The sequence below is a fragment of the Limnohabitans sp. TEGF002 genome, from assembly GCF_055395845.1.
Genome location: NZ_AP029224.1, coordinates 894,489 through 917,648 on the forward strand (window position 1 = coordinate 894,489; position 23,160 = coordinate 917,648).

Genomic DNA, 23,160 nt, shown 5'->3' on the forward strand with positions numbered 1-23,160 from the left:
GGGCTCATTTTTGCGGCCGTTTGGCAATGCCCATCATCTTGGCCAGGATGCCCAGCATGACCTCGTCGGCCCCGCCGCCAATCGAGGCCAGACGCCCGTCGCGGTACATGCGCGAGACTTTGTTTTCCCAGGTGAAGCCCATACCACCCCAAAACTGCAAACAGGTGTCGGGCACGGTGCGGTTCAAGCGGCCCGCTTTGAGCTTGGCCATGGTGGCCCATTCGGTCACGTCTTCACCGGCGATGTAGTGTTCACAAGACTGGTAGGTCAATGCGCGCAGGCTTTCCACCTCGGCCTTGAGTTCGGCCAGCTTGAACTGCACCCACTGCTGGTCGGCCAAGGTTGATCCAAACAGCTTGCGCTCTTGCGCCCATTCCACCGTCCACTGGATGCAGTTGGTCAGCGACTGCAGCGTACTGGCCGCGCACCACAGGCGCTCTTCCTGGAACTGCTGCATCTGGTAGATGAAGCCCTGGCCCTCGGCCCCGATGCGGTAGCGCTGGGGCACGCGCACTTCGTCGAAATAAATCAGGCCGGTGTCGCTGCTGTTCATGCCGATTTTTTTGATCTTTTTTCCCACCTCGATGCCGGGCAAAAGCTTGCCGTTTTCGCGCATGGGCACCATGACCAGGCTTTTGTTTTTATGGATTGGTCCTTCGCCGGTATTGACCAGCATGCACATCCAGTCGGCCTGCAGGCTGTTGGTGATCCACATCTTCTGGCCGCTGATCACATAGTCATCGCCATCCTTGCGCGCCACGGTCTTGATGCCCGCCACATCGCTGCCCGCACCCGGCTCGCTCACGCCAATGCAGCCCACCATGTCGCCCGCAATCGCGGGGGCCAAAAACTGCGCCCGCAATTCGTCGCTGCCAAAACGCGCCAAGGCGGGCGTGGCCATGTCGGTCTGCACACCAATGGCCATGGGAATGCCGCCGCAATCGATGTGGCCCAGCGCCTCGGCCATGGCCATGCTGTACGAATAATCCAACCCCGCGCCGCCAAAGGCCTCGGGCTTGGTCAGCCCCAGCAGGCCCAAGTTGCCCATCTTCTTGAAGACCTCGTGCGCCGGAAAAATCTCTGCCGCTTCCCACTCGTCCACATGGGGGTTGATCTCGGCTTCGATGAAACGCTTGAGCGTGTTCTGGATCTCGCGGTGTTCGTGTGTGTATTGCATGGTGTGTCTCCGTGGGGTGGGTTCAGGGGTGCAGATCGAAGTGGCCAATGCTGTGCGCGTGTCCATTGAGGACGATCTCGACGGTGTGGCGGCCTGGGTGGTGGGTGCGGGTGCTCATTTGGCGCAGCGACAGTGTTTTTTCCAGCACGCCATGGCCGTGCGCATCGATCTGCACGGTGCTGCCTTTGAACACCTTGGGGCTGAGCGTGCCGTTGGCCTTGACGTAAAACACGCGCCAATCGGCCAGGGCGCTGGCCGCCTGCGCACTGGGGTTGTGCAGGGAGCAATGCAGCGTGACGCTGTCACCGATGCGGGCTTTGGAGGGGGTGATGTTGGCGCTCTGAATCTGCAGCACCGACGCTTGCCCGTGGCCGAACAAGGCCAGCGCCTGCACATCCCCGCGCTTGATGGCGGTGCGCAGTGCATGGCGCAGCAAGGCCTGCCGCGAGGCGGGCACCGGCGCATCGTCCAGCCATTGGCGGGCCGTGCCCGTGAGCAAGTCCGGGTGGTCTTTGCCGATGTCATTCAGGTGGTTGGCCACCGAGCGGCGCACATAGGATGAGCTGTCGTCACGCAATCGGGTCAGCAGAGGCAGCACCGGTGACGGGTCGCGCACAAAGTCCGGCAATCGTGCGGCCCAGGGCAAGCGGGGCCGTGTGGCTTCACTCACGGCACGGCGCACATGGGCGCTGGGGTCGCTGGCCCACTCAGACAAGTGCGCCAAGGTGGCTTGTGTGTGCGCTTGTAAAAATGGACGCAGGCTGAATTCCGCCGTGAAGCGTTGGGTCAGCGCGTGCTGCGCTTGCATGGCTTCGGGCAAGTGGCCCAAGCCATGCTCGGCGATGTACATGCTGTGGGGCAAGTGATAAAAGCTGCTGGCCACATCGCCAGGGGACACAGGTTCACCGCGCGGGTCCAGTCCCATCGGCCGCCCCATGGTCTGAACCAAGAGCGGCGCCGCTTGCCGAAAATCGTTGGGCAAAAATTGCCCCAGCACCCCACTCAAGCGGCGGCCCCGGTCCATCAAACCCAGCTGTTCAAAGTCTGCCCCAAGGGCGCGTTGCCATGCGGACAGGCTCAGCGTCAGGCCGGCTGATTTCAGACCTTCGCCCAACTGCAAGGCGGCCGTCATGGGCAGCAGGTGTTTCAGTTCGGTGGCCATGTGCTGGGCCTCACATGCGGGCTACGCCAAAGGTGGTGGCGCGGGGTTGACGGGCTGCGGCTTCCAAGCAGGTGTCCAGGCAAAAGCTCAGCACGCTGCGGGTGTCGCGTGGGTCGATCACGCCGTCATCCAGCACCAAGCCGCTGGTGTAAAACGCATCGGCCTGCGCTTCAAACAAGGCCACGATCTTGTCGAACTGGGCCTGCATCTTGTCGGGGTCGGGCGTGATGCCTTTGCGGGCCATGCCCGCTTCGGCCACGATCTGCATGGTGCGGGCAGCTTGTTCACCGCCCATCACGGCTGTCTTGGCCCCCGGCCAGCTGAACAAAAAGCGCGGCGCATAACCCCGGCCGCACATGCCGTAGTTGCCCGCCCCAAACGAGGCCCCGCACTGGATGGTGATTTGCGGCACGGTGGCGTTGGTCACGGCCTGGATCATCTTGGAGCCGTGCTTGATCATGCCGCCTTGTTCACTGTCTTTGCCCACCATGTAGCCGGTGGTGTTTTGCAAATACACGATGGGGTGGCCCAGCTGGCACATCCACTGGATGAAGTGCGTGGCCTTGTTGGCCCCGGCCACATCGATCGGCCCGTTGTTGCTGATGATGCCGACTGCATGACCGCCAATGCGCGCCTGCGCACACACCGTGGCCGCGCCGAACAGCGGTTTGAATTCCAGAAAATCCGAGTCGTCCACCAAGCGCAAGATGACCTCGCGCATGTCGATGGGTTCGCGGTGGTGGGCGGGCATCAGGCCCAGCAGCTCTTCGGCGTCCAGGCGCGGGGGCTTGGCTTGCCTTTGCTTGCTGTGTGCAGCCCAGTCCCAACGGGCCACCACATCTCGGGCCGTGCCCAGCGCGTGGCGGTCGTCTTCGCACAGGTATTCGCCCAGGCCCGACACGCTGGTGTGCATCTCGGCCCCGCCCAGCTCTTCTTCGGTGGCCACTTCGCCCGTGGCGGCTTTGAGCAGAGGCGGCCCCGCCAGAAAGGCCCGCGACCGTCCGCGCACCATGATCACGGTGTCACTCAACCCCGGCATGTAGGCCCCGCCTGCGGTGCCCGAGCCATGCTGCACCGTGAGCACCGGCAGGCCCGCCGCCGACAGACGCGCCAGGTTTCGAAACAAGCTGCCCCCCAACACAAAGCCCTCGACTTTGTACTGCATCAGGTTGGCCCCGGCGCTTTCGACCAGGTGCACAAAAGGCAGTTTGTTTTCAAGGGCCAGCTCTTGCACGCGCAAGATCTTTTCAAGGCCACGCGCCTGGATGGCCCCGGCTTCGATGCCCGAGTCGCTGGCCACCACCATGCAGCGCACACCGCTGATGAACCCAATGCCCGCGATCATGCCGCCGCCGGGCACCGATTTGGCGGGGTCGGGTGTGTCTTGCATGAAGCCTGCCAAGGCGCACAACGGCAAGAAGGGTGCGCCCGGGTCGAGCAGCAAGGCCACGCGTTCACGCGGCAGCAACTGCCCGCGTTTGTCGAAGACTGGTTTGGATTGGGCCGAGGCCAGCGCTGCGCGGTCTTGCAGGGCCTGCCACTGCGCCAAACGGGCCAGCGCGGCTTCACGACGCTGCTGGGCCACGGGGCTGTGCGGGTTCCAGGTCGATTCGAAATTCATTGGAATACCTTGGGGGTCACGGCGCGGTGAAAGCCGTCAAAGGGTTTGACGGCATCGCGTTCTTGCACATCGGGCCTGGCCACGGCTTGCTGCCAGCCCATGCGCATTTGCGGGCGGGCACCGTCCACACGCAGCACCGTGCCGCTCACAAAACTGGCGGCGGGTGAGAGCAAAAACACAATGGCGGCCGACGTTTCGGCCTCGGTGCCAAAGCGGCCTTGCGGCACGGTGTTGCGCATTTCGCGCAGCATCGGACCCGCCTCGGGCGGGTAGTGGTCCATGCCGCTGCTGGCGATGTAGCCCGGTGCCACGGCGTTCACACGCACGCCTTGCGCTGCCCATTCGAGCGCGGCGGTTTCGGTGAAGCTGACCATGCCCGCGCGTGCTGCGCCGCTGTGGCCCATGCCCGGCATCGAGCCCCACATGTCGGCCACGATGTTGACCACCGCGCCGCCGTGCTGCTGCATGCTTTGTTTGAAGCATTCGCGTGCCACCAAAAAGCCACCCGTGAGGTTGGTGTCGATGACCGCTTGCCAGCCTTTGGCGCTGGTCTTGGCCAGGGGCGAGATGTATTGCCCACCCGCGTTGTTGACCAGGCCATGGATGCGCCCGTGCTGCTGAACCAACTGCGCGACCATGGCTTGGACATCGCCCTCGCGCCGGATGTCGCAGCTGTGCCACGTGGCTTGCCCACCGTCACCCGTGATCTCTTGCGCGGTGGTGCTCAGCTTGTCGGGGTTGCGGCCCACCAGCACCACATGCGCGCCCAGGCTGGCCAGTTCGTGTGCGGTGCAGCGGCCAATGCCCGAGCCGCCGCCGGTGACCAAGATCACTTGGCCCGAGAGCAGGCCGGGGGCAAAGACCGAACGGTAAGGCGTGGTGGTAGTCATTTGGGATCTCTCAAAAACAAGGCCAGTGCGGCATCGGTCAAATCGTCCAGCGATGCGCGTGCGGGGCTTTGAGGTGTTGTTTTGGCAGTACGTTTCACGGCTTTTGAGGTTGGCGGTTGGTACCACTGCACCGCCCAGTTGAGCGCGCCAAAAATCATCAAACGTGCCAGCTGCACCGGGGCCTGCAATTGGCCACTGGCGTGCAGCGCTTGCAGCACGGGCGTCCAGGCGGCTTCGTAGTCGTCCTTGATTTGCGTGATGGTCTGGCGCTGCTCGGCACTCAGGGACCGCCATTCGTACAGCATCACCGGAATGAAATCACTGTCAGGCCCGAGCAGCACATCGAACTGGTTGCGGATCAGGGCACGCAGTTGTTCGCGTGGGGGCATGTCTTCGGCCAGACCCGACCAGGCAGCTTCTTGGCGCTGGCTGGCCTGCTTCATTCCTTCGACCATCACCGCCAGCAATAGGTCTTGTTTGTTGCCGAAGTGATAAAACGGCGAGCCCGGCTGCATGCCCACCAGCGCCGCAATTTCTCGGGTGCTGGTGGCGTCGTAACCCTTGCGGTGAAACAGCTGCGCGGCCGCCGAGATCAGCGCTTGTCGGCGGTTGCCGTCGTCGCGCTCGTCCTCGGTTTTGCGGGGACGACCGCGTGCGCGTTTGGGCTCGGCCAGCTCGGTCATGGCAGAAACCCTTCGCGACGAGGGCGTCGCTCCCACAGAGAGCATGGCTGCCACAAGGGGGCAGGGATGGTGGGCATTCAGCGCCCCGCCAAACCCATGCTGCGCGAGATCACTTCTTTCATGATCTCGTTGGTGCCGCCGTAGATGCGTTGCACGCGGGCGTCGGCGTAGGCCCGGGTGATGGGGTATTCCCACATGTAGCCGTAGCCGCCGTGCAGCTGGACGCACTCGTCCATCACCTTGCATTGCAGGTCTGAGCACCAGTACTTGGCCATGCTGGCCGTTGCCGTGTCGAGCTTGTCTTGCAGCAGAAGCTCGCTGCATTTGTCCACAAACACGCGGGCGACTTGCACCTCGGTTTGCAGCTCGGCCAGGGTGTAGCGGGTGTTTTGGTAGTTGCCCACGGCTTGGCCAAACACCTTGCGGTCTTTCACGTACTGCACCGTCCAGTCGATGGCCGCTTGCGCTGCGGCAATGCCGCCGATGGCGATTTGCAGGCGCTCCCAAGGCAGCTGCTCCATCAGGCAAATGAAGCCCTTGCCCTGCATGGCCGCGCCGCCCAGCAGCTGGTCGGCGCTGACCTTGACGTTGTCAAAGAACAGCTCGGAGGTGTCTTGCGCCTTGAGGCCCAATTTTTTCAAACGCTTGCCTTTTTCAAAGCCGGGCATCCCGCGCTCGATCAAGAACAAGCTGGTGCCTTTGGCGCCTGCCGCCGGGTCGGTCTTGGCCACGAGGATGACCAGATCGGCGTGCCAGCCGTTGGTGATGAAGGTCTTGCTGCCGTTGATCAGGTAAGTGCCATCGGGCTGCAAGAGTGCCGTGGTTTTCACGCCCTGCAAGTCAGATCCCGCCGCCGGTTCGCTCATGGCAATGGCGCCCACCATCTCGCCGCTGGCCAGCTTGGGCAGGTACTTTTGCTTTTGCGCTTCGGTGCCGTAATGCAGGATGTAAGGGGCCACGATCTCGCTGTGCAGGCCGTAGCCAATGCCGCTGAAACCGGCGCGTGCGAGTTCCTCCATCTGCACCACCGAATACAACTTGTCAGCCTGAGAGCCGCCATAGGCTTCGGGCAGCGTCATGCACAAAAAGCCGTTGTCACCGGCTTTGTTCCACACAGCGCGGTCCACGAAGCCCTGTTCTTCCCAGGCGTCGTGGTGGGGGGCGATTTCTTTGTCCATGAAGCGGCGAAAGCTGTCGCGGAAGGCTTCGTGGTCGGCGGTAAAAAGGGTGCGTTCGATCATGTGTGTCACCTGTTGGACTGAAGAGTGAATATTTATACAAAGCGTTTGCTTGGTAAAAGTCTATACTGAATGCCGAACCCCGCAACACAGGGCAAACCCCTGATGACCACCAGGAGACATTCATGAGCGAAGCATTTGTTTATGACGCCATACGCACACCGCGTGGCAAAGGCAAAAAAGACGGCAGCCTGCACGAAGTCAAGCCCATCAGCTTGCTCTCAGGCGTGTTGCGTGAGCTGCAAAGCCGCAACCAATTCGACACCGCTGCGGTGGACGACGTGGTCATGGGCGTGGTCTCGCCCATTGGCGAGCAGGGCTCGGTGATCCCCAAAGTGGCGGCACTGGCGGCAGGCTGGGACTGGCGCTGCTCGGGCGTGCAGCTCAACCGCTTTTGCGCCTCGGGTTTAGAGGCCGTCAACATGGCTGCCATGAAAGTGCGCAGCGGCTGGGAAGATTTGGTCGTTGCGGGCGGCGTTGAGAGCATGAGCCGCGTGCCGATTGGCTCGGACGGCGGCGCTTGGGCGCAAGACCCTGAGACCAACAGTGCCACACTGTTTGTGCCGCAAGGCATTGGCGCTGACCTGATCGCCACCATGAGCGGCTTCAGCCGCCACGATGTCGACGCCTTCGCGGTCGAATCGCAAAAGCGCGCCACGGCGGCACGTTCGGCGGGTTACTTCGATGGCTCGGTTGTGCCGGTCAAAGACAAACTGGGTCAGGTGATCCTGGCCAAAGACGAATTCATCAAGCCCAGCACCACGGTGGAAACACTGGGCGGCCTCAAAGCCTCGTTTGAGCAACTGGGCGCGATGGGTTTTGACGCGGTGGCCTTGCAGCGCTACCCGCAGGTCGAGCGCATCCACCATGTGCACCACGCGGGCAACTCGTCGGGCATCGTGGATGGTGCCGCGGCTGTGCTGATCGGGTCAGAGGCCGCTGGCAAAACCCACGGCCTGACGCCGCGTGCGCGCATCGTGTCGGTGGCCCTGTCGGGCGCTGACCCAACCATCATGCTCACCGGCCCCATGCCCGCCGCCCGCAAGGCGCTGGCCAAGGCGGGCCTGACGATTGACCAGATCGATTTGTTCGAGATCAACGAAGCGTTTGCCGCCGTGCCCATGAAGTTCATGCAAGAGATGGGCGTGTCGCACGACAAGGTCAACGTCAACGGCGGCGCGATCGCCATGGGTCACCCGCTGGGGGCCACGGGCGCGATGATTTTGGGCATCCTGATCGATGAGCTGCACCGCAGAAAACTGCGTTATGGCTTGGCCACTTTGTGTGTGGGCGGCGGCATGGGCATCGCCACCATCGTTGAACGCGTTTGATCGGGGAGACACCATCATGATTTTGAAAACACTGCGCTACGAACTGGCGGACGGTATCGCCACCATCACCTTTGACGAGCAGGGCTCACCGGTCAACACCATGTGCCCGCAATGGCAGGCCGATTTGGCCCAGGCGGCCGAGCAGGTGCTCAAAGACAAGGCCAGCATCCAGGGCGTCATCCTGGCTTCGGCCAAGTCCACCTTTTTTGCAGGGGCCGACCTGAAAGGCTTGATGCGCTCGCAAGCCTCTGACGGTGTGCGCGTCTATGCCGAGATCGAAAGCATGAAGAAAAGCTTTCGCACCATTGAGACACTGGGCGTGCCGGTGGTCAGCTGCCTCAATGGCGCGGCGCTGGGCGGCGGCTGGGAAGTGGCTTTGATCGGCCACCACCGCATCGCCACGGCCAACCCCAAAACACAATTCGGTCTGCCTGAAGTCACGTTGGGCCTGATTCCCGGCGCTGGCGGCATCACCAAGATGACACGCCAGCTGGGCCTGCTGGCCGCGCAGCCTTATGTGCTGGAAAGCAAACTCTTTGGCCCCGAAGAAGCCCAAAAGTTGGGCTTGGTGCACGAACTGGTGGCCAGCGACGACCAACTGCGCCCCCGCGCTCTGGCGCACATCGCGGCAGCCCAAGGCCAGCCCGAAGCGGCCCAGCACCTGTGGGACCGCAAGGACTACAAAATGCCCGGCGGCACGCCGAGCAACCCCAAGATCGCGGGCATGCTGAGCGTGGCCCCGGCGGTGCTCAAGCAAAAAACACGCGGCCTGTACCCCGCACCCGAAGCGGCGCTGGCCGCCATGGTCGAAGGCGCGATGGTGGACTTTGACACCGCCATGCGCATCGAAAGCCGTTACCTCGCTGGGCTCATGACCAGCCAGGTGGCACGCAACATGATCAACACCTTCTTCTTCAACATGAACAGCATCAAGGGCGGCCAAAGCCGCCCCAAGGCTGCGCCGCGCTACAAGCCGCAAAGGGTGGGCATTTTGGGTGCGGGCATGATGGGCTCGGGCATTGCGTATTCACAAGCCAGCCGGGGCATCGCCTCGGTGCTCAAAGACGTGAGCATTGAAGCCGCTGAAAAAGGCAAGGCCTATAGCCACAAGCTCACGCAAAAGCGCGTGGACAAAGGCCGCATGACGGCGGACAAACAAGCGGCTTTGTTGTCACTGATCCAGCCCACGGCCAGCGCCGCTGACCTGAAAGGCTGCGACCTGATCATCGAGGCCGTGTTTGAAAACCGCGAACTCAAAGCCCGCGTCACGCAAGAGGCCGAGCCCATGTTGGCTGAGGGTGGTTTCTTTGCCAGCAACACCTCCACCTTGCCCATCAGCGGCCTGGCCACGGCCAGCGCCAACGCGAACAAATTTGTCGGCATCCATTTCTTCAGCCCCGTCGACAAGATGCAGCTGGTGGAGATCATTCGCGGCGCACAGACCGACGACGAAACCATCGCCCGCGCATACGACTACGTGCAGGCGCTGGGCAAGCTGCCGATTGTGGTGAACGATTCGCGCGGCTTTTACACCAGCCGCACCTTTGGCACCTTTGTGATGGAAGGCGCGGCCATGCTGGGCGAGGGCATCCCCGCCCCCGTGATCGAAAACCTGGCCATGCAAGTGGGCATGCCCGTCGGCCCGCTGGCGGTGCTCGACGAAACGGCGCTGTCGCTGTCGGTGCATGTGCTGGACCAAACCCGTGAAGACTTTGCCAAAGAAGGCAAAACGCACACCGCCACACCCGGCGAGTTGTTTGTGGAGCGCATGGTCAAAGAACTCAAGCGCCCCGGCCGCGCCGCAGGCGGTGGTTTTTACGACTACCCCGCTGGCCAAAAGAAAGTGCTGTGGCCTGAACTGAAAACCCGCTTTGAAAAAGCCGACGTGGCCTATAGCCAGCAAGACATCAAAGACCGCCTGCTGTACCGCCAAGCCGTGGAGACCGCCCGCTGCCTGCAAGAAGGCGTGCTGACCTCGGTGCACGACGGCAACATCGGCTCGATCTTCGGCATCGGCTTTCCGGCTTGGACGGGTGGCGCGTTGCAGTTCATCTATGGCCAAGGCGTGGAGGCGTTTGCCAAGCGCTGCGCTGAACTGGCGGCTAAGTATGGGGCGGGCTTTGTGCTGACTGCGGAAGTGATTGCCAGCTTGAAGCAGCATCAGCCGGTGTATTGAGCCGCATGAGCCGCAAGCCCGAGAGGGTTTGCAAGAAAAAACGCATCGCCTGGGTTACTGGGCGGCTGCGTTTTTTTACATCACACCGCTTTGACCCGCACCCCGCCAATCACCCCGGCCACCAGCAGCGCAATGCCCGCCAGCGTGAGGGGTTCGGGCCACTGGCCGCGCAGCCAGAATGCGTAGGTCAATGCGGCCAGGGTTTCGAACACGATGAGCTGGCCTGCTAAAGCGGTGGGCAGGCGCTGGCTGGCAGCGTTCCAGCACAGGGTGCCCAACCACGAGGCGAACAGCGCAATCGCCATCATGAGGCAGATGAATTCCAGGGGGCGCGGCCCCAGGGGCATGGGCAGCGGGTTGTTGGTGGCGCTGCTCCACACCCAGAACGCGGCGTAACCCAGCAAGGCCAGGGGCAGCGTGGCCAGGCCTTGTGCGGTGGCCCACACGCGGGCGTTGCGGTCGGGGTGGCCGCGCAACCAGTCGGCGTTTTTGAGGGGATACCAGGTCCAGCAAACCACCGCGCCCAAGGCCAGCGCGGCTCCGGCGATGTAGCGGCCCGTGTCGGCCTGCGGGTTTTGCAGCAAGGCGGTCCACTCCACATGGTTGACACACGCAATGCCCAGCAAAATCAGCGCCAAAGGTGGGGCCAGTTTCAGCCACGGAAAACGCCCGTCGCGCTGGTGGTTGAGCAAGTTGGCTGCGACCGCGATCACCACTGGCAGCGTGCCGATGATCATGGTGGGCAGCGCGCCGCCTGCACGCTGGATGGCGCTGGACAAAAACAGGTAATACAGCACGTTCCCAATGGCCGCGAGTTTCAACGCGGCCAGCCAGTCTGCGCGGGTCAGGCGTTTGATTTCAGCGCGGTCCACAAAGGCCAAGGGCAGGGCGATCAGACCAAAAGCCAGGTAGCGACCAAAGGTATGCAGCGCGGCGGGGTATTCGGGCAGCATGAGCGGGCCGACAAACACGAGGCCCCACATGAGTCCGGCCGCCAGAGAAAAGAGGATGCCGCTCAGCATGGAAAGTGTCTCGGCTCGATGGCTGTTGCGGTTGGGGGCGTTTGTTGCATATGGGCTGATTGGCTGATTGGGCTGTGGCCGTGGACTTGCCCCTTGCTGTGCAGAAAGCTTTGTGGAGCCGATTTTAAGGATACGGCCCGATCAAGTTGAAATACCAGTGCCGTCCTTGTGCCATGGATCTCGGTTGACGCCCCGAGCCCGGTGTTGTCCGCCGCCCCTTGCCAAGGTCTGCGGTGCGAAGACAAGGGGAATCCACCAATGGCGGTTTGGCTGTGCCGTGGTTATCTTCAAACCAACCTGTGACCACTTTTTGGTTCATGGGAATGAACACATGGAGACAGTCAATGAACGCAACACAATGGCAAAACAGTTTGGTGCTTTGCACCATTTTGGGTTTTGCACTGATGGAGTATGTCAGTCGACGGTACAAAAACACCGTCACCGCCACGGCCAACGACACCAAGTTGGAAGTGTTCATGTTCCTGAGCGTGCTGGCGGTCACCCAGCCCTTGGCGATTTTTGTCACGTCGAAGCTGGGGCACGCATGGTTTCCCGACTACAAAAACGCGTTGGCCGATTTGCCTTGGTGGGGCATGGTGGGGATTTTGTTGGTGGCCGATGACATGACGCAGTATTGGTGGCATCGGTTGTCGCATTCACCTTTGTTGTGGCCCTTGCACCGGGCGCATCACTCGGCCGAGTACATGAGCATTCGGGTCACTTTCCGCAACAACTTTTTCTATTACCTGATGATGCCCGGTTTGTGGTTTGCGGGTGCTTTATTGTATTTGGGTTTTGGTGGCATGGTCTATGCGTTGTACATTGCCGTCAAACTGTTGGTGATTTTGGGCGCGCATTGTGCGTGGCGATGGGACGAGCCCTTGTATCGGATCCGCGCTTTGCATCCGCTCATGTGGGTGTTGGAGCGCACCATTTCGACTCCGGCCACACATTGGGCACACCACGCCATCACCAACGACGATGGCGTTGGCCATTACAAAGGCAACTTTGGCAATTTGCTGTTTTTGTGGGACATCATTTTTGGCAGCGCCCACATCACCCGCCAATACCCAGCACGTGTGGGATTGATCGACGACAAGTTGTTTGGTCAAGAGCGTTGGTACCACCAGATGCTCTACCCGGTACTGCAGTCCAAGCGTGAACATTCTGCCTTGCGCGTGGGAGGCTCGATCTACGCAGGTCCGGAAACTCTAGACACGAAATCTTGATCTACCAAGCCTTGCGCTTTGTCATCCCGGCCTTAAGCCGGGATCCAGACTGCGCAGTGGGTGTTCGCAAAGGGCTGGACTACACGCTGGATGGTGTTGAGCACCTTGGATGGCAAACGGTTCAAGCCCGCCAAGCGGGCAGTTGCCAGTTGCGCCAAAGTGCCAGTGCGCGCAAACCCACCGTGACCACCAGGCAGCCGAGCAGGGCCACCCAGCCTGGCGTGTCGGTGAACCACAAGCCCACATAAGTCCAGCCGCCCGCAAACGCGCAGACCGCGTAGGGGCGGTGGTCTTTAAAAGCTGTCGGGATTTCGTTGCACACCATGTCGCGCAGCACGCCGCCAAACACGCCGGTGATCAGGCCCATGAGCACCGCTACCACAGGCGGCATGTTCGCTTGCAGTGCCTGGTGCACGCCGGTCGCGGTGAACAGGCCCAGGCCCAGCGCGTCGGGCCAGAGGATGGCTTTTTCAGTCACTTCAAAATGGCGCTGGCGCATGAACACCATGGCCAACACACACAGGGCCAGCACGCCCCAGAGCATTTCGGTGTGTTGCACCCAAAAGAAGGGACGCTGGTCGAGCAGCAAGTCGCGCAGCGTACCGCCACCGAATGCCGCCAAAAAAGCCACCACGCACACACCCACCGCGTCTAGCCGCTTGCGCGCAGCCTCCATCAGGCCCGAGAGGGCGAAGGCAGCGGTGGCCGACAGTTCGACCAGCAGGCGAAGGGTGTCTCCCCAAGATTGAATTCCGTACATGTTGAAGATTATCAGCCCAGCCAGACTTGCCGATACCGGCCTTGCGCGTCGTGGTCTTGCGCTTGCTTGACGGGGTTGAAGCGCCTGCCCACACGCGGGTCGGTGCCCCGGCCACTGACATACAACCAATTGCCCTGGTTGCTGCTCACATCAAAGTCCACCAGCTGCGATTCGAACCAGGCCGCACCGGCGCGCCAGTCGCATGACAGGTCGTGCACCAAGAAACTCGCCACGATCTGGCGCATGCGGTTGGAGGTGAAACCGGTGGCGGCCAACTCACGCATGCCGGCATCGACGATGGGCTCACCGGTTTGACCGTTGCACCAGCGCTGGAAGTCTTTGGGAAAGTGCGAAGGCTTTGGCAAGTTGGACAAGCCCCGTGCGGCATAAAGTTGCGGGCCGTGTTGCAGGTGCAGCATGCGAAAGTTGTCGCGCCACAGCAGCTCAAACCACAGCCAATAGGTGCCGTCGTTGCTGCCGTGTGTTTGCTCATAGGCATGCAGGTCAGCCCAAATGCGGCGGGCCGACACCGCGCCCGTGGCCAACCAGGGTGACCAGTGGCTGCTGGTGTGCGCCCCTTGCAGGGCGTTGCGGGTTTGTTTGTAGCGGTCGGGCCAAGGCGGCGTGAGGTAGCTGTGCAGGTGGGCCAGGGCGCTGGTTTCGCCGCCCCGGTAGGCGGTTTGGGTGTACGGAAAGTTCGATCTTGCGTGAGCATCGACTTCAGTGTGGGCTTGCAGCAGCGTGAAGGCGTTGTCGGTCCAGCCAGGCAAAGTGTTCAGGTTGTCATCCGGTGGCGCAGACAGCTGGGTGGGCGCTGGCAAGGGCGTCAAGGGTTTGAGCCCTTTTGATTCGATGCGCTGACGAAACTCGGTGAAGACCTGCGGCATCTCTTCGGCTGCAAAGGGCAGGGCGTCGGGTTCGATCAGGCTGGATTGCCACAAGGTTGTGACGGTGAGGCCCTCGTTGATCAGCGTTTGCACTTGGGCTTCTTCTTCGGGCGCGGCGATGTCTTCGCAAAACACGGTGTCGGCTTGGACCAGTCGGGCGCATGCGGGCAACACTTCGGCCACGGGGCCGTGCAGCAACACCAGGCGCTGACCCAAAGCAGCCAAGGCGTTTTGCAGGTCTTGCAGCGTGTCGGCCACAAAGCGCCTGCGGTGCGCGCCCATGCGGCGAAAGCCCCAGGCGGTGGGCTCGTCTTGCACGGGTTCGTGCACATAGACCAGCAGCAGGGCTTGTTGGTGCGTCTGGGCGTGGGCTATGGCTTGTTGGAGTGCGCGTTGATCGTGCAGGCGCAAGTCGTTTCGAAACCAGAAAAGGGTGCTGCGCATGGCTTAAAAATCAAAGCCCAGTTGCTTGCTGGGTGTGGTGTTGCTTGAGGAGGACTTGGCCGACTTTCTGCGGCTGGTCTTGGGGGAGTCCGAGTCGCGGGTGAACACGTCACGTTGCTGGCCCGTGCCATGTTTGCGCGAGGCGTGTTTGTCGATGATGGCTTTTTTGCCCGCTTTCACACCGGGCTCGGCGCGGCGCGCGTGCAGCGCGGCTTTGGAGGTGCGCGTGGCTTCGGCCAAATCCACCACGGGCAGGGGAATGTCGGCATCAGGCCCGCTGCCCACCGTCAGGCCGCAGTGGCGCTGTACCTCGGGCGGCATCAGCCAAGGCTCGAACAGCCAGGTGTCGGGCACACGACGCATGTGCGGCAGCCAGCGGCGCACAAAGATGCCTTTGGGGTCGTGGTCTTGTGCTTGTTTGATCGGGTTGTACACCCGTGTGGTGTTGATGCCGGTGGTGCCCGACTGCATTTGCAGCTGGCTCCAGTGGATGCCGGGTTCGTAGTCCAAAAACTGCGTGGCCAGCCAGTGGCCCACGGGCCGCCAATCCAGCCACAGCGGATAGGCCGCCACCGACACCAGCATGGCCCGCATGCGAAAGTTGAGCCAACCCGTTTCATAAAGCATGACCACACAAGCGTCCACCATGGGCCAGCCGGTGCGGGCCGAAGTGAGGGCTGCAAAGTGCGCGTCGTTCCAGCCGTCTTCCCGCAGGCCGTCGTATCCCCGGTGCATGTTGCGCCACTCGATTTCGGGCTCGCTCTCTAACTTTTGAATGAAGTGGCAATGCCAATACAAGCGGCTGATGAAACCGACCAGACCTGCGCGGTGCCTGCTGGCGTGGGGCGGCAGGGCGTCGAGCGCGGCGCGGGTGCTTTGCACCACCTCGCGCATGCTGATACAGCCATAGGCCAAGTAAGTCGAGATGCGCGAACAGGCCGTGGGCGATGACAGCGGCGAAGAGATGCCGCCCCGATACGACAGGGCCCTTGCATCCAGAAAACTGTGCAGGGTCTCCAGCCCTAAGCGGCGGCCACCGCGCTGGCGCTGGGCGGGGTTGTGCTGCAAGCCAAGAGGAGCGCGCATGCTTTCGGGGTCATGGCTTTGAGCAGGCTTGAAAAATTGCAGCGCGGGCAAGACCGCTTGCGGCGCGGCCATGTGCGCTTCCCAGCGCGCTTGCCAGGTGTTGCGGCTTTTGAGGCGGCGCACCACGCCAAACTGTGCAAACTCTGTCCAGCCCACACCCGCACTGCGGCACCACGCACCCACTTGCAGGTCACGCTCGTAGGTGAAGGCGTTGCCTGTTTCTTCGTGCGCCACCAATTCTGCAAACGGCGCTTGCGTGTGCAGTGCGGCCAGCACCTGCACCGCAGGCCCCACGCGTACCTGCAAGCTGCCGCCCAGCGCTTGCAGGTCGTGGTGCAGCTCGGTCAAAGATTCGCGCACGAATTCAAAGTGCTGCAAAGCCGCATCGGGCTGCGCCCAAAGGCCCGGCTCCACAATGTAGAGGCACATCACGGGTCCACGCGCTGCAGCATGTGCCAGCGCCGTGTGGTCGTGCAGGCGCAAGTCGCGTTTGAACCAAACGACGCGGTACGTCATGACCGTTGCCCTTGGTGCATGGCGGCATAGCGACGCGCCTCAATCGGCACACAGTCGATCAGGGTGCGCGGCAGTTCAGGGGTTTGTTGTAGCAAATACCGGCGTACAAAATCGCCCGCGTGCCAAGGGGCGGTGGAGCCACTCCACACGGCACTGTCTTGTATCAGCCAGTCACTGCCGCGCTGGCGCAGCACCACGATGCTGGGGTTGAGTGTTTTGAATTCGACCTCTGCAATGGCCCAGTCCGCCTCAAGGTGGAGTTGCAGCAGATGGGCCTCCAAGGAGTCCGGAAGGCTGTGCTGCTGGATGGTTTGCAGCACGGCATGGGCTGTGGCTGTGTGGGTGGGCTCGGCATGTGCCCTTCGGCAGTCTTGACGCCACTGCCGCCAATGCTCGGCCATCCAGCCTTGCATATCGATTTTTTGACCGTTGATCTCCAGCAAGGTGCCTTGGTCTTGGCGAACCCAGTCGATGTAGCTGTCCATGATCAAAAATCCGATCACGCCCAGCAAGGTGGCGGCCACGTGCCGTTTCATGCGCAGTTCGGCGGTGTGGTTTCAGGGGCGCTCTTGCAAGGAGATGCCTTCGTGGTCAGCCACCATTTGCAACGCCTTTTCAAACAAGGCGCGGGCAGTTCCAGCCATCCTGTTGAGCTGTGTGTGCAGTTCGCTGTCTTTGGGGCTTTGCTGCAAACAGTCCAGGCTGTACGCTTCAAAGCGACCCAACTGGCCAATCAATTCGGCCACGTGCCTGGGACATTCGCACAGCACTTGGCTCGGAATATTGGCCACGCGTTGCAGCACTGCATCTGAGAATTGACGTGGCGGAACCGGGTCATTCAGAAGGGGCAGTCGCCATGAAGCATCAGACAGCGGTGGTCGTGTGCTGCGCACGATGTCGGCCAACTCCGCATCGTTCAAGGGATCGCGGTGCACCGAGCAGCCCGCGCGCGCCAGGCTGTCAATGGCTTTCATTTGTCCAAAGCCGTACAGCACAACCGTCTGGCGTGCGTTGTGACGCGAGGACAGGTCCAGGATTTGCTGCGCGCTGTCCACACTGAGGTTGTTCACCGACACCATCAGCACATCGCTTGAGGCGGTTTTTGGGCTGCTCAGTGCTTCGTTCAGATCGGCCCACACCGCTTGAATGTGCAGTGCCTGCATTGGATTCGCTGACCGGAAGTGTTCGGATTGCAAGCGCTCTGCCAGCGGTTGTCCGATCAGCAGCCAAGTGCCATGCTGGTTGTTGGATGATCGTGGTGCTTGTGCTGGCGCGAGCGCCAAGTCAGCGCCGGTTTGCAACAACTGCTGCAGCTGAGTGGTGCTCAGTCCTGCGATCAAGCTGATGCCATGACCCTGGCCAGTCAGAGATTTCAGTAATGCAGCCTTGCGCAGGTCGTCCTCGTCGTAGAGCCTGTGTTGTCCTTGACTGGTGGCAGGCGTGAACGCGTTGTAACGCGTTTGCCAAACCCGCAAGGTGGGAACAGGCACGCCGCTGAGCTTGGAGACTGCGCCAATGCGGTAAAGCGCCGGACGAGAGGCAAGGGTGTTGTTCATTGGTTTGTTTATGTATTGAATAGATATTTTAGGGTGTAAATGGATTTTTTGAGAAATAAAATAGGATATGAGTGGATTTATATGGTTTAAACCATACAATACCCATTCAAATAAGGAGCGAATCATGATCCTGAAGAAAACAGCCAAAGCCGTAGACATTGCGGTTTTCATCACTTCTCGTTCAGCCGTGGAGCCTGTGACGACCGAAGAGATCGCTTCGGGTCTGGGGCTGTCTTCCTCCTACACAGAGTCGATACTCAAAGAGCTGCGTGAAGCAGGGTTGATCCGCGCGCACCGTGGCCCCGGTGGTGGTTACCAGATCCGAGGCAACCCCGAAGACATCAGCTTGTGGGATGTGGTCAAACACTTTGAGGTGGTGCACAGCTTCGACGAGATTTACGCCGACGACGCTCATCCAATGAAATCGCTCGAGTCAGAAATTCAACGACATCTGCAAGAGACGCTGGCGTCGCAGACCTTGGACGATGTGGCGGTTCCATTCATGCCGCGTGACGCTCGCGTCACGTCCATGTTGGGTCAATTTCGCCTCAAGCCCTTGCCGCCGCCAGTCATGCCCCGGGCACCCAATTCGGTGTTTCAGTTGAGCATGATGCTCTGATCCACTGTCAAGGGTTCGTTGACTTTTGGGCCTGACCATTACATGCCCAAAAGTCTTTGAACACTGGCCACTTCACCCGTTGCGGGTCAGCCCCAATCCTCGGCACAACGCGTGGGCAGCATCGGCTGTGAACTGACCGGCTTGTATGCCAGACACCACTTGATCGGGACCCCAGCAGGCAAATGCTTGGACTTCACCATCTTGGTTGATGGGCTGAAATGTATCTGGGATCTCGAGGTTGTAAACAAGCAAAACTTCGTCATGCCATCCTTGGGGCTCCAACCTTCGAGTCCTCACTGACCCAGACCCATGCAAATTTTGGCGAGGGCTCCAGTTCCAGCCAGCTTCTTCTTTGAGCTCCCTGCGCACAGTCCGGATGGCGTCTTCACCAGCGGTCAAACCCCCTGCGGTCAGGTTGTCCCACAGCCCGGGATCTGTGGCTTTGGTCTGTGAACGTTGAGCACACCACAATCGCCCGTCAGTACAAAAGCCATTGATGTGGACGGCATGGCTCATCAAGCCCAGATGGCGAAAACCTGCACGCTCAACACAGAGCCAAGGCACGTCTGTGACCAAAGGCGGTGTGCTCGGTTTGAGCCAGTAATTGAAATATTCGTCTCGCCAACCTTCCAATCGCCCGCGATCAGCCTGTATCTGCAAAAAATTTTGCAAGGTCTGGCTTCTTTGCATGGCATTTTTGGCATTCGACTGCCAATCTAATTGGCGCTCGCGAAGGACGCATCCTGGCAAATGAACCACCATTTGCTCGGCACGCTCTGGCGATACCCAACCCAAAAGATGACCATCACTTGACCAGGGCAGCCAATGCGCAGGGGGCTCTGACTTGGAAGTTTGGACAAAGTTGATCAACCAATCGAGTTGACTGCCCTGGAGATGGCTCAGAAAAGCTTGCGCATGTGACGGCTTGGGCGACATGTCAGATCAAGGTGTCTGGCCTTGCGCGATACGCAGTTCAATGCGGGAGATGGCATCTGGCAAATCTGCCACGCTGTCAATCACTTCGTGTGCACCTGCGGTTTGTAATTTCGCCACAGCTGGCACCAAGGCCTGCAGTCGTTCCGATGCGCTTGCGTTGAGCCACTCAGCGTGTGACCAACCCAGTGCATTCCCACTGGCTGCGACGCCGACGGTCCAGCAACCAGCCGCAAGTCCCTCGGCCAAACCTGGCGCGGTGTCATCGACTTTGATGACCTGATGGGCTTGGCCACTCAAATGCATCGCAGCAAGACAATTTTCAACGCCCATTGGATCTGGGCGACTGCGCAAGACATCGTCACAGCAAACCACCAAGGCGGGATGAAAACCTTGTGCGGCCGCTCTTTCAATCAAGGGGTTCATGATTTTCCGCGTGTAGCCGGTGGTGGTGGCAAAGCCAATGCCCTGAGCAGTCAATTCACGGTAAGCGGACATAAATCCTGGAATGAAGTCACTGCGCTCTAAGGCCGCATGCGCACTCATGGGTTCGAATTCCAACAGTAAATTCTGTGCATCTTTGAACTGAAATGATCGACCGTAGTGGCTTCTCCACTGGTGCGCTACTTTGGGCAGAGATGCCAAAGCCACGATGTGGTCAATTTTAGGCAGACCCATGGGCACTCGGGCCTCTGCGATGGTGATGTCAATTTGGTGGCGACCAAACAACTCGACAAAAGCGCCCATGGGTGCAAGACTGCCAAAGTCAACAATGGTGCCTGCCCAGTCGAGCACGATGCCCTGGATTTTCTTGTCAGTGTCTGTGTTCATGGGGTGCTCCAGTTGCGAACGATCTCTTCGGCCAATCCAAAAGATGTGCTCATGCCCGTGCCGCTGGTCACGCTGACCAGTTGCACGCCAGGCGAAACTTCGCGGACCATGCTGTCTTGCTGAGCGCTGGGGTAAATGCCTGTCCAGCGCTCTGTCACCTGGTAGTGGCCCAAGCACAGCAGACGCTGCATTTCATAAAGGATCAGGTCTTCCACTTCGCGCGAAGCAAAAGGCCGCATGGCCTGACCATAGTGGTGCGAATCACCCACCACCAGCGAGCCGTCCTGGCTTTGCACCACGATCAGGTGAATGCCATGGGCCAATTCCTGAGGGGCTTCCACACGCAATTGATCCAGTAGCAATTGGGCACCCGGCAATTCGCTGTAGCCCCGGTAGCGCACCAAACTCAAATCGCTCATCACCCCAGCCCCGAGCCGGTAGCCTGGCGGCGGCTGAACCCGCAGCATTTGCAGCTGACACAGCTGGGTGTTGTTTTCGCTGAAGGCCTGTGGAAACAAGCTGCGCATGTCCGGACCAGGGCAGACCATGATGCGCTCGGCCTGCAGCCATTGACCGTTGGTGAAGACGGCACCAGAGATGACCTCTTGTACATGATGACCCATCTGAAAAACGACGCCTTGTGTGGCCAGCCACAAGCGAAGTTTTTCAATGGCGCTGCGCGCTTCAATGCGCAACTCGTGAGGGCTGTAAAGCGCTCCCTGCAAATGGCTCATGGAAAATTGTGGGGCTTGGTCTTGCAGGGCTTGACCTTCAAGCCATTGGAGATCCTGGCCCTCGGGTTGGTTGCACAATTCCTGCAAAACCATTTTGGCCTGTTGTCTTTGGGCCAGCACATACAGGCCCTCGTGCTCAATCGCGATGCCCGCTTTTGGGGCCAGCGAGGCCCATACATCGCGTGACCTGCGGGCGCGACGCCAGGTGTCGCCCCGGCCTTGCCCTGTGACGGTGACAAAACCAAAGTTGCGGATCGAGGCACCCACACAAAATGGATCGCGGTCGATCACGCGCACGCTTTTGCCTTGTTGCAAAGCAGCCCATGCGCAGGCCAGGCCCACGATGCCACTGCCCACAATGATCACATCGTTGCTCATGCTGTGCTTCCCACAAAGTTGCGACCTCGGGCTGAGCCCAAAGCCTGCTGAAGTTGATGAAGGCCTGCCGGACTGCTGCGCAGATCACGCGGCACAATGGCCAAGTTTTGGAGCCAGGCTGACAGCCGTTCGCTGGCTTGGTCCCAGCGACAGTCAAAAATCTCTACCAGGTCGCCCTGCACTTGAGGACTGATGGCCGCTGCGATGTCCAGCACCATGGGCAACCACACCGCACAGGCGTGACCATGGGGCAGGTTTTCGTGCAGGGTCAAGTCATAAGACAAGGCGTGGGCCAAAGCCGTCTGTGTTTGTGACATCGCCAAGCCGGCCAACAAGGACGCCTGGCTCATCTGTCCGCGCAAATCCTGGTCTTGTGGTTTGTTCATCAGTGGCGGCAATGTCTGCAAAACGATGCGCGCTGAACGTACCGCCAAAGGGCGCGTGATCGCGTTGGCGTGGTGGTTCCAGATCGATTCCAGCGCGTGCGCCAGAGTGTCCAAAGCGGTGTCACGGGTTAAGCCTTCCGGACATGTCAGGGTCAAGTTGGGGTCAATCCAGGCCTGATCTGCAAAGCCTTGGCTGTTAGACCACGAGCGCTTGACGGCAGGCTGTGCATCGAGGTCCCACAAGGTGGCCCAAGGCGTGACCTCACTGCCTGTGCCCGAAGTGGTGGGAGCACACCACAAGGTGTGACGCCTGTGAACGGCTGGCAGCTTGTTGGCTCGCCAAACCGATGGGGCCAGCGCCAGGTCATACAGATCAAAGCGGGCCAGTTTGGCCAAATCCAATGTAGTGCCGCCACCGATGGCCAGCAAAGCGGCGTCGGGTTGTGTGGCCCACAAAGGCCACAGTTGCTGGCAGACCTGCAGTGCCGCTGTGATGCTGCTTTGTGGCGAACGCTGCCAAATCCAGCCCAAGCACAACTCACCCCAGTGCCTTTTCAAATGGGCTTCCATGACCAATGAGACGGCGTGTGGGTCAGCCAGGACAAAAAAAGGTTTTTCAGGTGGGTGGGTGTGCAACAGGTCCGGGCCCCATGCGAGCTGAACCGGGTTGAACCAGGTCAAATGAATCGCTGTCGAAGCCATGATGAACCCATGTCAATGAGAGAGACGGTGACGATCAACATCAACAAGACGGCGCAGGTCTGGGCGTATTCAAAGCTGCGAATCACTTCAAACAAGATCACGCCAATGCCGCCAGCACCGACCATTCCAACCACAGAGGCCGAACGCACATTCGATTCAAAACGGTAAAGCGAATACGACAGCCAAAGTGGCATCACCTGGGGAATCACGCCGTAAGCAATCTCAGCCAGTTTGTGGGCGCCCGTAGCACGTATGCCTTCCACCGGCCGTGGGTCGATGGCTTCGACTGCTTCGGAAAACAGCTTGGACAATGTGCCTGTGGTGTGTACAAACAAGGCCAGTACCCCGGCAAAAGGCCCCAGGCCTACGGCCACAATGAACAGCATGGCGAACACCATCTCATTGGTGGCCCTGCAGGCATCCATCAAGCGGCGAACGGGTTGGTAAACCCAAGCTGGAGCCACATTGGCGGCCGACAGTAAACCCATGGGCACAGCGGCAATGATGGCCAGTACCGTTCCCCAAAGGGCGATGTGCAGTGTGATGACCATCTCACGCAAATACATCTGCCAGTCTTTGAAATCGGGCGGAAAGAAGTCCGCGGCAAAAGTGCGCATATTGGCCGCGTCCCGAATCAATGCCAGGGGGCGGATCTCTGCCCCCTGCCACGCCCAGGCCAAAATGCCCGCAGCCACCAGCCAGACCAAGTAGCTCAGGCCCTGGCTCTTTTTGTGCGAGGCCAGTTGTTGCAGTTTTTCCAGATCTGAGCTGGGCATGGCGGTGGACATGGTGGACATGC

General features: G+C 60.6%; 21 protein-coding genes. 4 read left to right on the plus strand and 17 right to left on the minus strand.

The genetic code is table 11. The features are described 5' to 3' along the window. Positions 1-4 precede the first annotated feature (4 nt). The 6 genes from ACZ5SR_RS04550 to ACZ5SR_RS04575 all read right to left on the minus strand — a co-directional run bounded on the left by ACZ5SR_RS04550 (position 5) and on the right by ACZ5SR_RS04575 (position 6,774). The gene (locus ACZ5SR_RS04550; RefSeq protein ID WP_464450384.1) at positions 5-1,177 is read right to left on the minus strand and encodes an acyl-CoA dehydrogenase family protein; all 1,173 of its coding nucleotides are present in this window, start codon (positions 1,175-1,177) and stop codon (positions 5-7) included. Between the two features lie 22 nt (positions 1,178-1,199). Then, positions 1,200-2,339, minus strand: a complete 1,140-nt coding sequence (locus tag ACZ5SR_RS04555) for a DNA alkylation repair protein (RefSeq protein ID WP_464450385.1) — start codon at positions 2,337-2,339, stop codon at positions 1,200-1,202. A gap of 10 nt (positions 2,340-2,349) precedes the next feature. Further along, positions 2,350-3,960, minus strand: coding sequence for an acyl-CoA carboxylase subunit beta (locus ACZ5SR_RS04560; protein ID WP_464450386.1), 1,611 nt, complete (start codon positions 3,958-3,960; stop codon positions 2,350-2,352). After that, entirely contained in the window at positions 3,957-4,850 is an 894-nt protein-coding gene (locus tag ACZ5SR_RS04565) for an SDR family oxidoreductase (RefSeq protein WP_464450387.1), read from the minus strand. Before ACZ5SR_RS04565 ends, ACZ5SR_RS04560 begins: the two co-directional genes overlap by 4 nt. Beyond that, complete coding sequence (locus ACZ5SR_RS04570) at positions 4,847-5,533, minus strand: TetR/AcrR family transcriptional regulator (protein WP_464450388.1); 687 nt, start codon at positions 5,531-5,533, stop codon at positions 4,847-4,849. The genes ACZ5SR_RS04565 and ACZ5SR_RS04570 overlap by 4 nt, the downstream gene beginning before the upstream one ends. Before the next feature lie 77 nt (positions 5,534-5,610). Next, positions 5,611-6,774, minus strand: coding sequence for an acyl-CoA dehydrogenase family protein (locus ACZ5SR_RS04575; RefSeq protein WP_464450389.1), 1,164 nt, complete (start codon positions 6,772-6,774; stop codon positions 5,611-5,613). 122 nt (positions 6,775-6,896) lie between these two features. On the opposite strand from ACZ5SR_RS04575, the gene ACZ5SR_RS04580 reads away from it, so the two are divergent. Together ACZ5SR_RS04580 and ACZ5SR_RS04585 are read left to right on the plus strand one after the other, a co-directional pair. Continuing rightward, the gene (locus ACZ5SR_RS04580) at positions 6,897-8,102 is read left to right on the plus strand and encodes an acetyl-CoA C-acetyltransferase (protein WP_464450390.1); all 1,206 of its coding nucleotides are present in this window, start codon (positions 6,897-6,899) and stop codon (positions 8,100-8,102) included. Between the two features lie 22 nt (positions 8,103-8,124). Further along, entirely contained in the window at positions 8,125-10,278 is a 2,154-nt protein-coding gene (locus tag ACZ5SR_RS04585; protein ID WP_464451015.1) for a 3-hydroxyacyl-CoA dehydrogenase NAD-binding domain-containing protein, read from the plus strand. 80 nt (positions 10,279-10,358) lie between these two features. Here ACZ5SR_RS04585 and ACZ5SR_RS04590 read toward each other — a convergent pair whose 3' ends face one another. Next, entirely contained in the window at positions 10,359-11,300 is a 942-nt protein-coding gene (locus ACZ5SR_RS04590) for a DMT family transporter (RefSeq protein ID WP_464450391.1), read from the minus strand. A gap of 344 nt (positions 11,301-11,644) precedes the next feature. On the opposite strand from ACZ5SR_RS04590, the gene ACZ5SR_RS04595 reads away from it, so the two are divergent. Continuing rightward, positions 11,645-12,529 carry a sterol desaturase family protein gene (locus tag ACZ5SR_RS04595; RefSeq protein WP_464450392.1) on the plus strand — a complete coding sequence of 295 codons (885 nt, stop codon included), beginning with the start codon at positions 11,645-11,647 and terminating at the stop codon, positions 12,527-12,529. Positions 12,530-12,650: 121 nt separating this feature from the next. On the opposite strand, the gene ACZ5SR_RS04600 is transcribed toward ACZ5SR_RS04595, so the two are convergent. From ACZ5SR_RS04600 to ACZ5SR_RS04620, 5 genes are read right to left on the minus strand one after another with little or no spacing between them, the layout of a single operon-like run. Then, entirely contained in the window at positions 12,651-13,289 is a 639-nt protein-coding gene (locus ACZ5SR_RS04600) for a trimeric intracellular cation channel family protein (RefSeq protein WP_464450393.1), read from the minus strand. 11 nt (positions 13,290-13,300) lie between these two features. Then, positions 13,301-14,620: a DASH family cryptochrome gene (locus ACZ5SR_RS04605; RefSeq protein WP_464450394.1), complete on the minus strand. Its 1,320-nt coding sequence runs from the start codon at positions 14,618-14,620 to the stop codon at positions 13,301-13,303. A 3-nt stretch (positions 14,621-14,623) separates the two neighbouring features. Next, positions 14,624-16,222 (minus strand): FAD-binding domain-containing protein, encoded by a 1,599-nt coding sequence (locus tag ACZ5SR_RS04610; RefSeq protein ID WP_464450395.1) that lies wholly within the window; start codon positions 16,220-16,222, stop codon positions 14,624-14,626. Then, positions 16,219-16,758, minus strand: coding sequence for a hypothetical protein (locus ACZ5SR_RS04615; protein WP_464450396.1), 540 nt, complete (start codon positions 16,756-16,758; stop codon positions 16,219-16,221). The genes ACZ5SR_RS04610 and ACZ5SR_RS04615 overlap by 4 nt, the downstream gene beginning before the upstream one ends. A gap of 21 nt (positions 16,759-16,779) precedes the next feature. Next, entirely contained in the window at positions 16,780-17,778 is a 999-nt protein-coding gene (locus ACZ5SR_RS04620) for a MerR family transcriptional regulator (RefSeq protein WP_464450397.1), read from the minus strand. Between the two features lie 124 nt (positions 17,779-17,902). Here ACZ5SR_RS04620 and ACZ5SR_RS04625 point away from each other — a divergent pair, with 124 nt between their 5' ends. Next, positions 17,903-18,397 (plus strand): RrF2 family transcriptional regulator, encoded by a 495-nt coding sequence (locus tag ACZ5SR_RS04625; RefSeq protein WP_464450398.1) that lies wholly within the window; start codon positions 17,903-17,905, stop codon positions 18,395-18,397. A gap of 72 nt (positions 18,398-18,469) precedes the next feature. Here ACZ5SR_RS04625 and ACZ5SR_RS04630 read toward each other — a convergent pair whose 3' ends face one another. From ACZ5SR_RS04630 to phnE, 5 genes are all read right to left on the minus strand, one after another. Next, positions 18,470-19,159, minus strand: a complete 690-nt coding sequence (locus ACZ5SR_RS04630; RefSeq protein ID WP_464450399.1) for an NUDIX hydrolase — start codon at positions 19,157-19,159, stop codon at positions 18,470-18,472. A 180-nt stretch (positions 19,160-19,339) separates the two neighbouring features. Beyond that, positions 19,340-20,161, minus strand: a complete 822-nt coding sequence (gene phnX, locus ACZ5SR_RS04635; RefSeq protein ID WP_464450400.1) for a phosphonoacetaldehyde hydrolase — start codon at positions 20,159-20,161, stop codon at positions 19,340-19,342. Beyond that, complete coding sequence (locus ACZ5SR_RS04640) at positions 20,158-21,273, minus strand: TIGR03364 family FAD-dependent oxidoreductase (RefSeq protein WP_464450401.1); 1,116 nt, start codon at positions 21,271-21,273, stop codon at positions 20,158-20,160. The genes phnX and ACZ5SR_RS04640 overlap by 4 nt, the downstream gene beginning before the upstream one ends. Next, the gene (locus ACZ5SR_RS04645; RefSeq protein ID WP_464451145.1) at positions 21,270-22,229 is read right to left on the minus strand and encodes an iron-containing alcohol dehydrogenase; all 960 of its coding nucleotides are present in this window, start codon (positions 22,227-22,229) and stop codon (positions 21,270-21,272) included. The genes ACZ5SR_RS04640 and ACZ5SR_RS04645 overlap by 4 nt, the downstream gene beginning before the upstream one ends. A gap of 107 nt (positions 22,230-22,336) precedes the next feature. After that, positions 22,337-23,149, minus strand: a complete 813-nt coding sequence (gene phnE, locus ACZ5SR_RS04650; protein ID WP_464451016.1) for a phosphonate ABC transporter, permease protein PhnE — start codon at positions 23,147-23,149, stop codon at positions 22,337-22,339. Positions 23,150-23,160 lie beyond the last annotated feature (11 nt).

Bases quoted from the DNA above. Each gene is read 5' to 3' on its own strand.
- ACZ5SR_RS04615 (WP_464450396.1), bottom strand. From the start codon at position 16,758: ATGAAACGGCACGTGGCCGCCACCTTGCTGGGCGTGATCGGATTTTTG.
- ACZ5SR_RS04580 (WP_464450390.1), top strand. From the start codon at position 6,897: ATGAGCGAAGCATTTGTTTATGACGCCATACGCACACCGCGTGGCAAA.
- ACZ5SR_RS04630 (WP_464450399.1), bottom strand. From the start codon at position 19,159: ATGGTGGTTCATTTGCCAGGATGCGTCCTTCGCGAGCGCCAATTAGAT.
- ACZ5SR_RS04550 (WP_464450384.1), bottom strand. From the start codon at position 1,177: ATGCAATACACACACGAACACCGCGAGATCCAGAACACGCTCAAGCGT.
- phnE (WP_464451016.1), bottom strand. From the start codon at position 23,149: ATGTCCACCGCCATGCCCAGCTCAGATCTGGAAAAACTGCAACAACTG.
- ACZ5SR_RS04625 (WP_464450398.1), top strand. From the start codon at position 17,903: ATGATCCTGAAGAAAACAGCCAAAGCCGTAGACATTGCGGTTTTCATC.
- ACZ5SR_RS04645 (WP_464451145.1), bottom strand. From the start codon at position 22,229: ATGGAAGCCCATTTGAAAAGGCACTGGGGTGAGTTGTGCTTGGGCTGG.
- ACZ5SR_RS04620 (WP_464450397.1), bottom strand. From the start codon at position 17,778: ATGAACAACACCCTTGCCTCTCGTCCGGCGCTTTACCGCATTGGCGCA.
- ACZ5SR_RS04600 (WP_464450393.1), bottom strand. From the start codon at position 13,289: ATGTACGGAATTCAATCTTGGGGAGACACCCTTCGCCTGCTGGTCGAA.
- ACZ5SR_RS04565 (WP_464450387.1), bottom strand. From the start codon at position 4,850: ATGACTACCACCACGCCTTACCGTTCGGTCTTTGCCCCCGGCCTGCTC.
- ACZ5SR_RS04605 (WP_464450394.1), bottom strand. From the start codon at position 14,620: ATGCGCAGCACCCTTTTCTGGTTTCGAAACGACTTGCGCCTGCACGAT.
- phnX (WP_464450400.1), bottom strand. From the start codon at position 20,161: ATGAACACAGACACTGACAAGAAAATCCAGGGCATCGTGCTCGACTGG.
- ACZ5SR_RS04555 (WP_464450385.1), bottom strand. From the start codon at position 2,339: ATGGCCACCGAACTGAAACACCTGCTGCCCATGACGGCCGCCTTGCAG.
- ACZ5SR_RS04575 (WP_464450389.1), bottom strand. From the start codon at position 6,774: ATGATCGAACGCACCCTTTTTACCGCCGACCACGAAGCCTTCCGCGAC.
- ACZ5SR_RS04560 (WP_464450386.1), bottom strand. From the start codon at position 3,960: ATGAATTTCGAATCGACCTGGAACCCGCACAGCCCCGTGGCCCAGCAG.
- ACZ5SR_RS04640 (WP_464450401.1), bottom strand. From the start codon at position 21,273: ATGAGCAACGATGTGATCATTGTGGGCAGTGGCATCGTGGGCCTGGCC.
- ACZ5SR_RS04570 (WP_464450388.1), bottom strand. From the start codon at position 5,533: ATGACCGAGCTGGCCGAGCCCAAACGCGCACGCGGTCGTCCCCGCAAA.
- ACZ5SR_RS04590 (WP_464450391.1), bottom strand. From the start codon at position 11,300: ATGCTGAGCGGCATCCTCTTTTCTCTGGCGGCCGGACTCATGTGGGGC.
- ACZ5SR_RS04610 (WP_464450395.1), bottom strand. From the start codon at position 16,222: ATGACGTACCGCGTCGTTTGGTTCAAACGCGACTTGCGCCTGCACGAC.
- ACZ5SR_RS04595 (WP_464450392.1), top strand. From the start codon at position 11,645: ATGAACGCAACACAATGGCAAAACAGTTTGGTGCTTTGCACCATTTTG.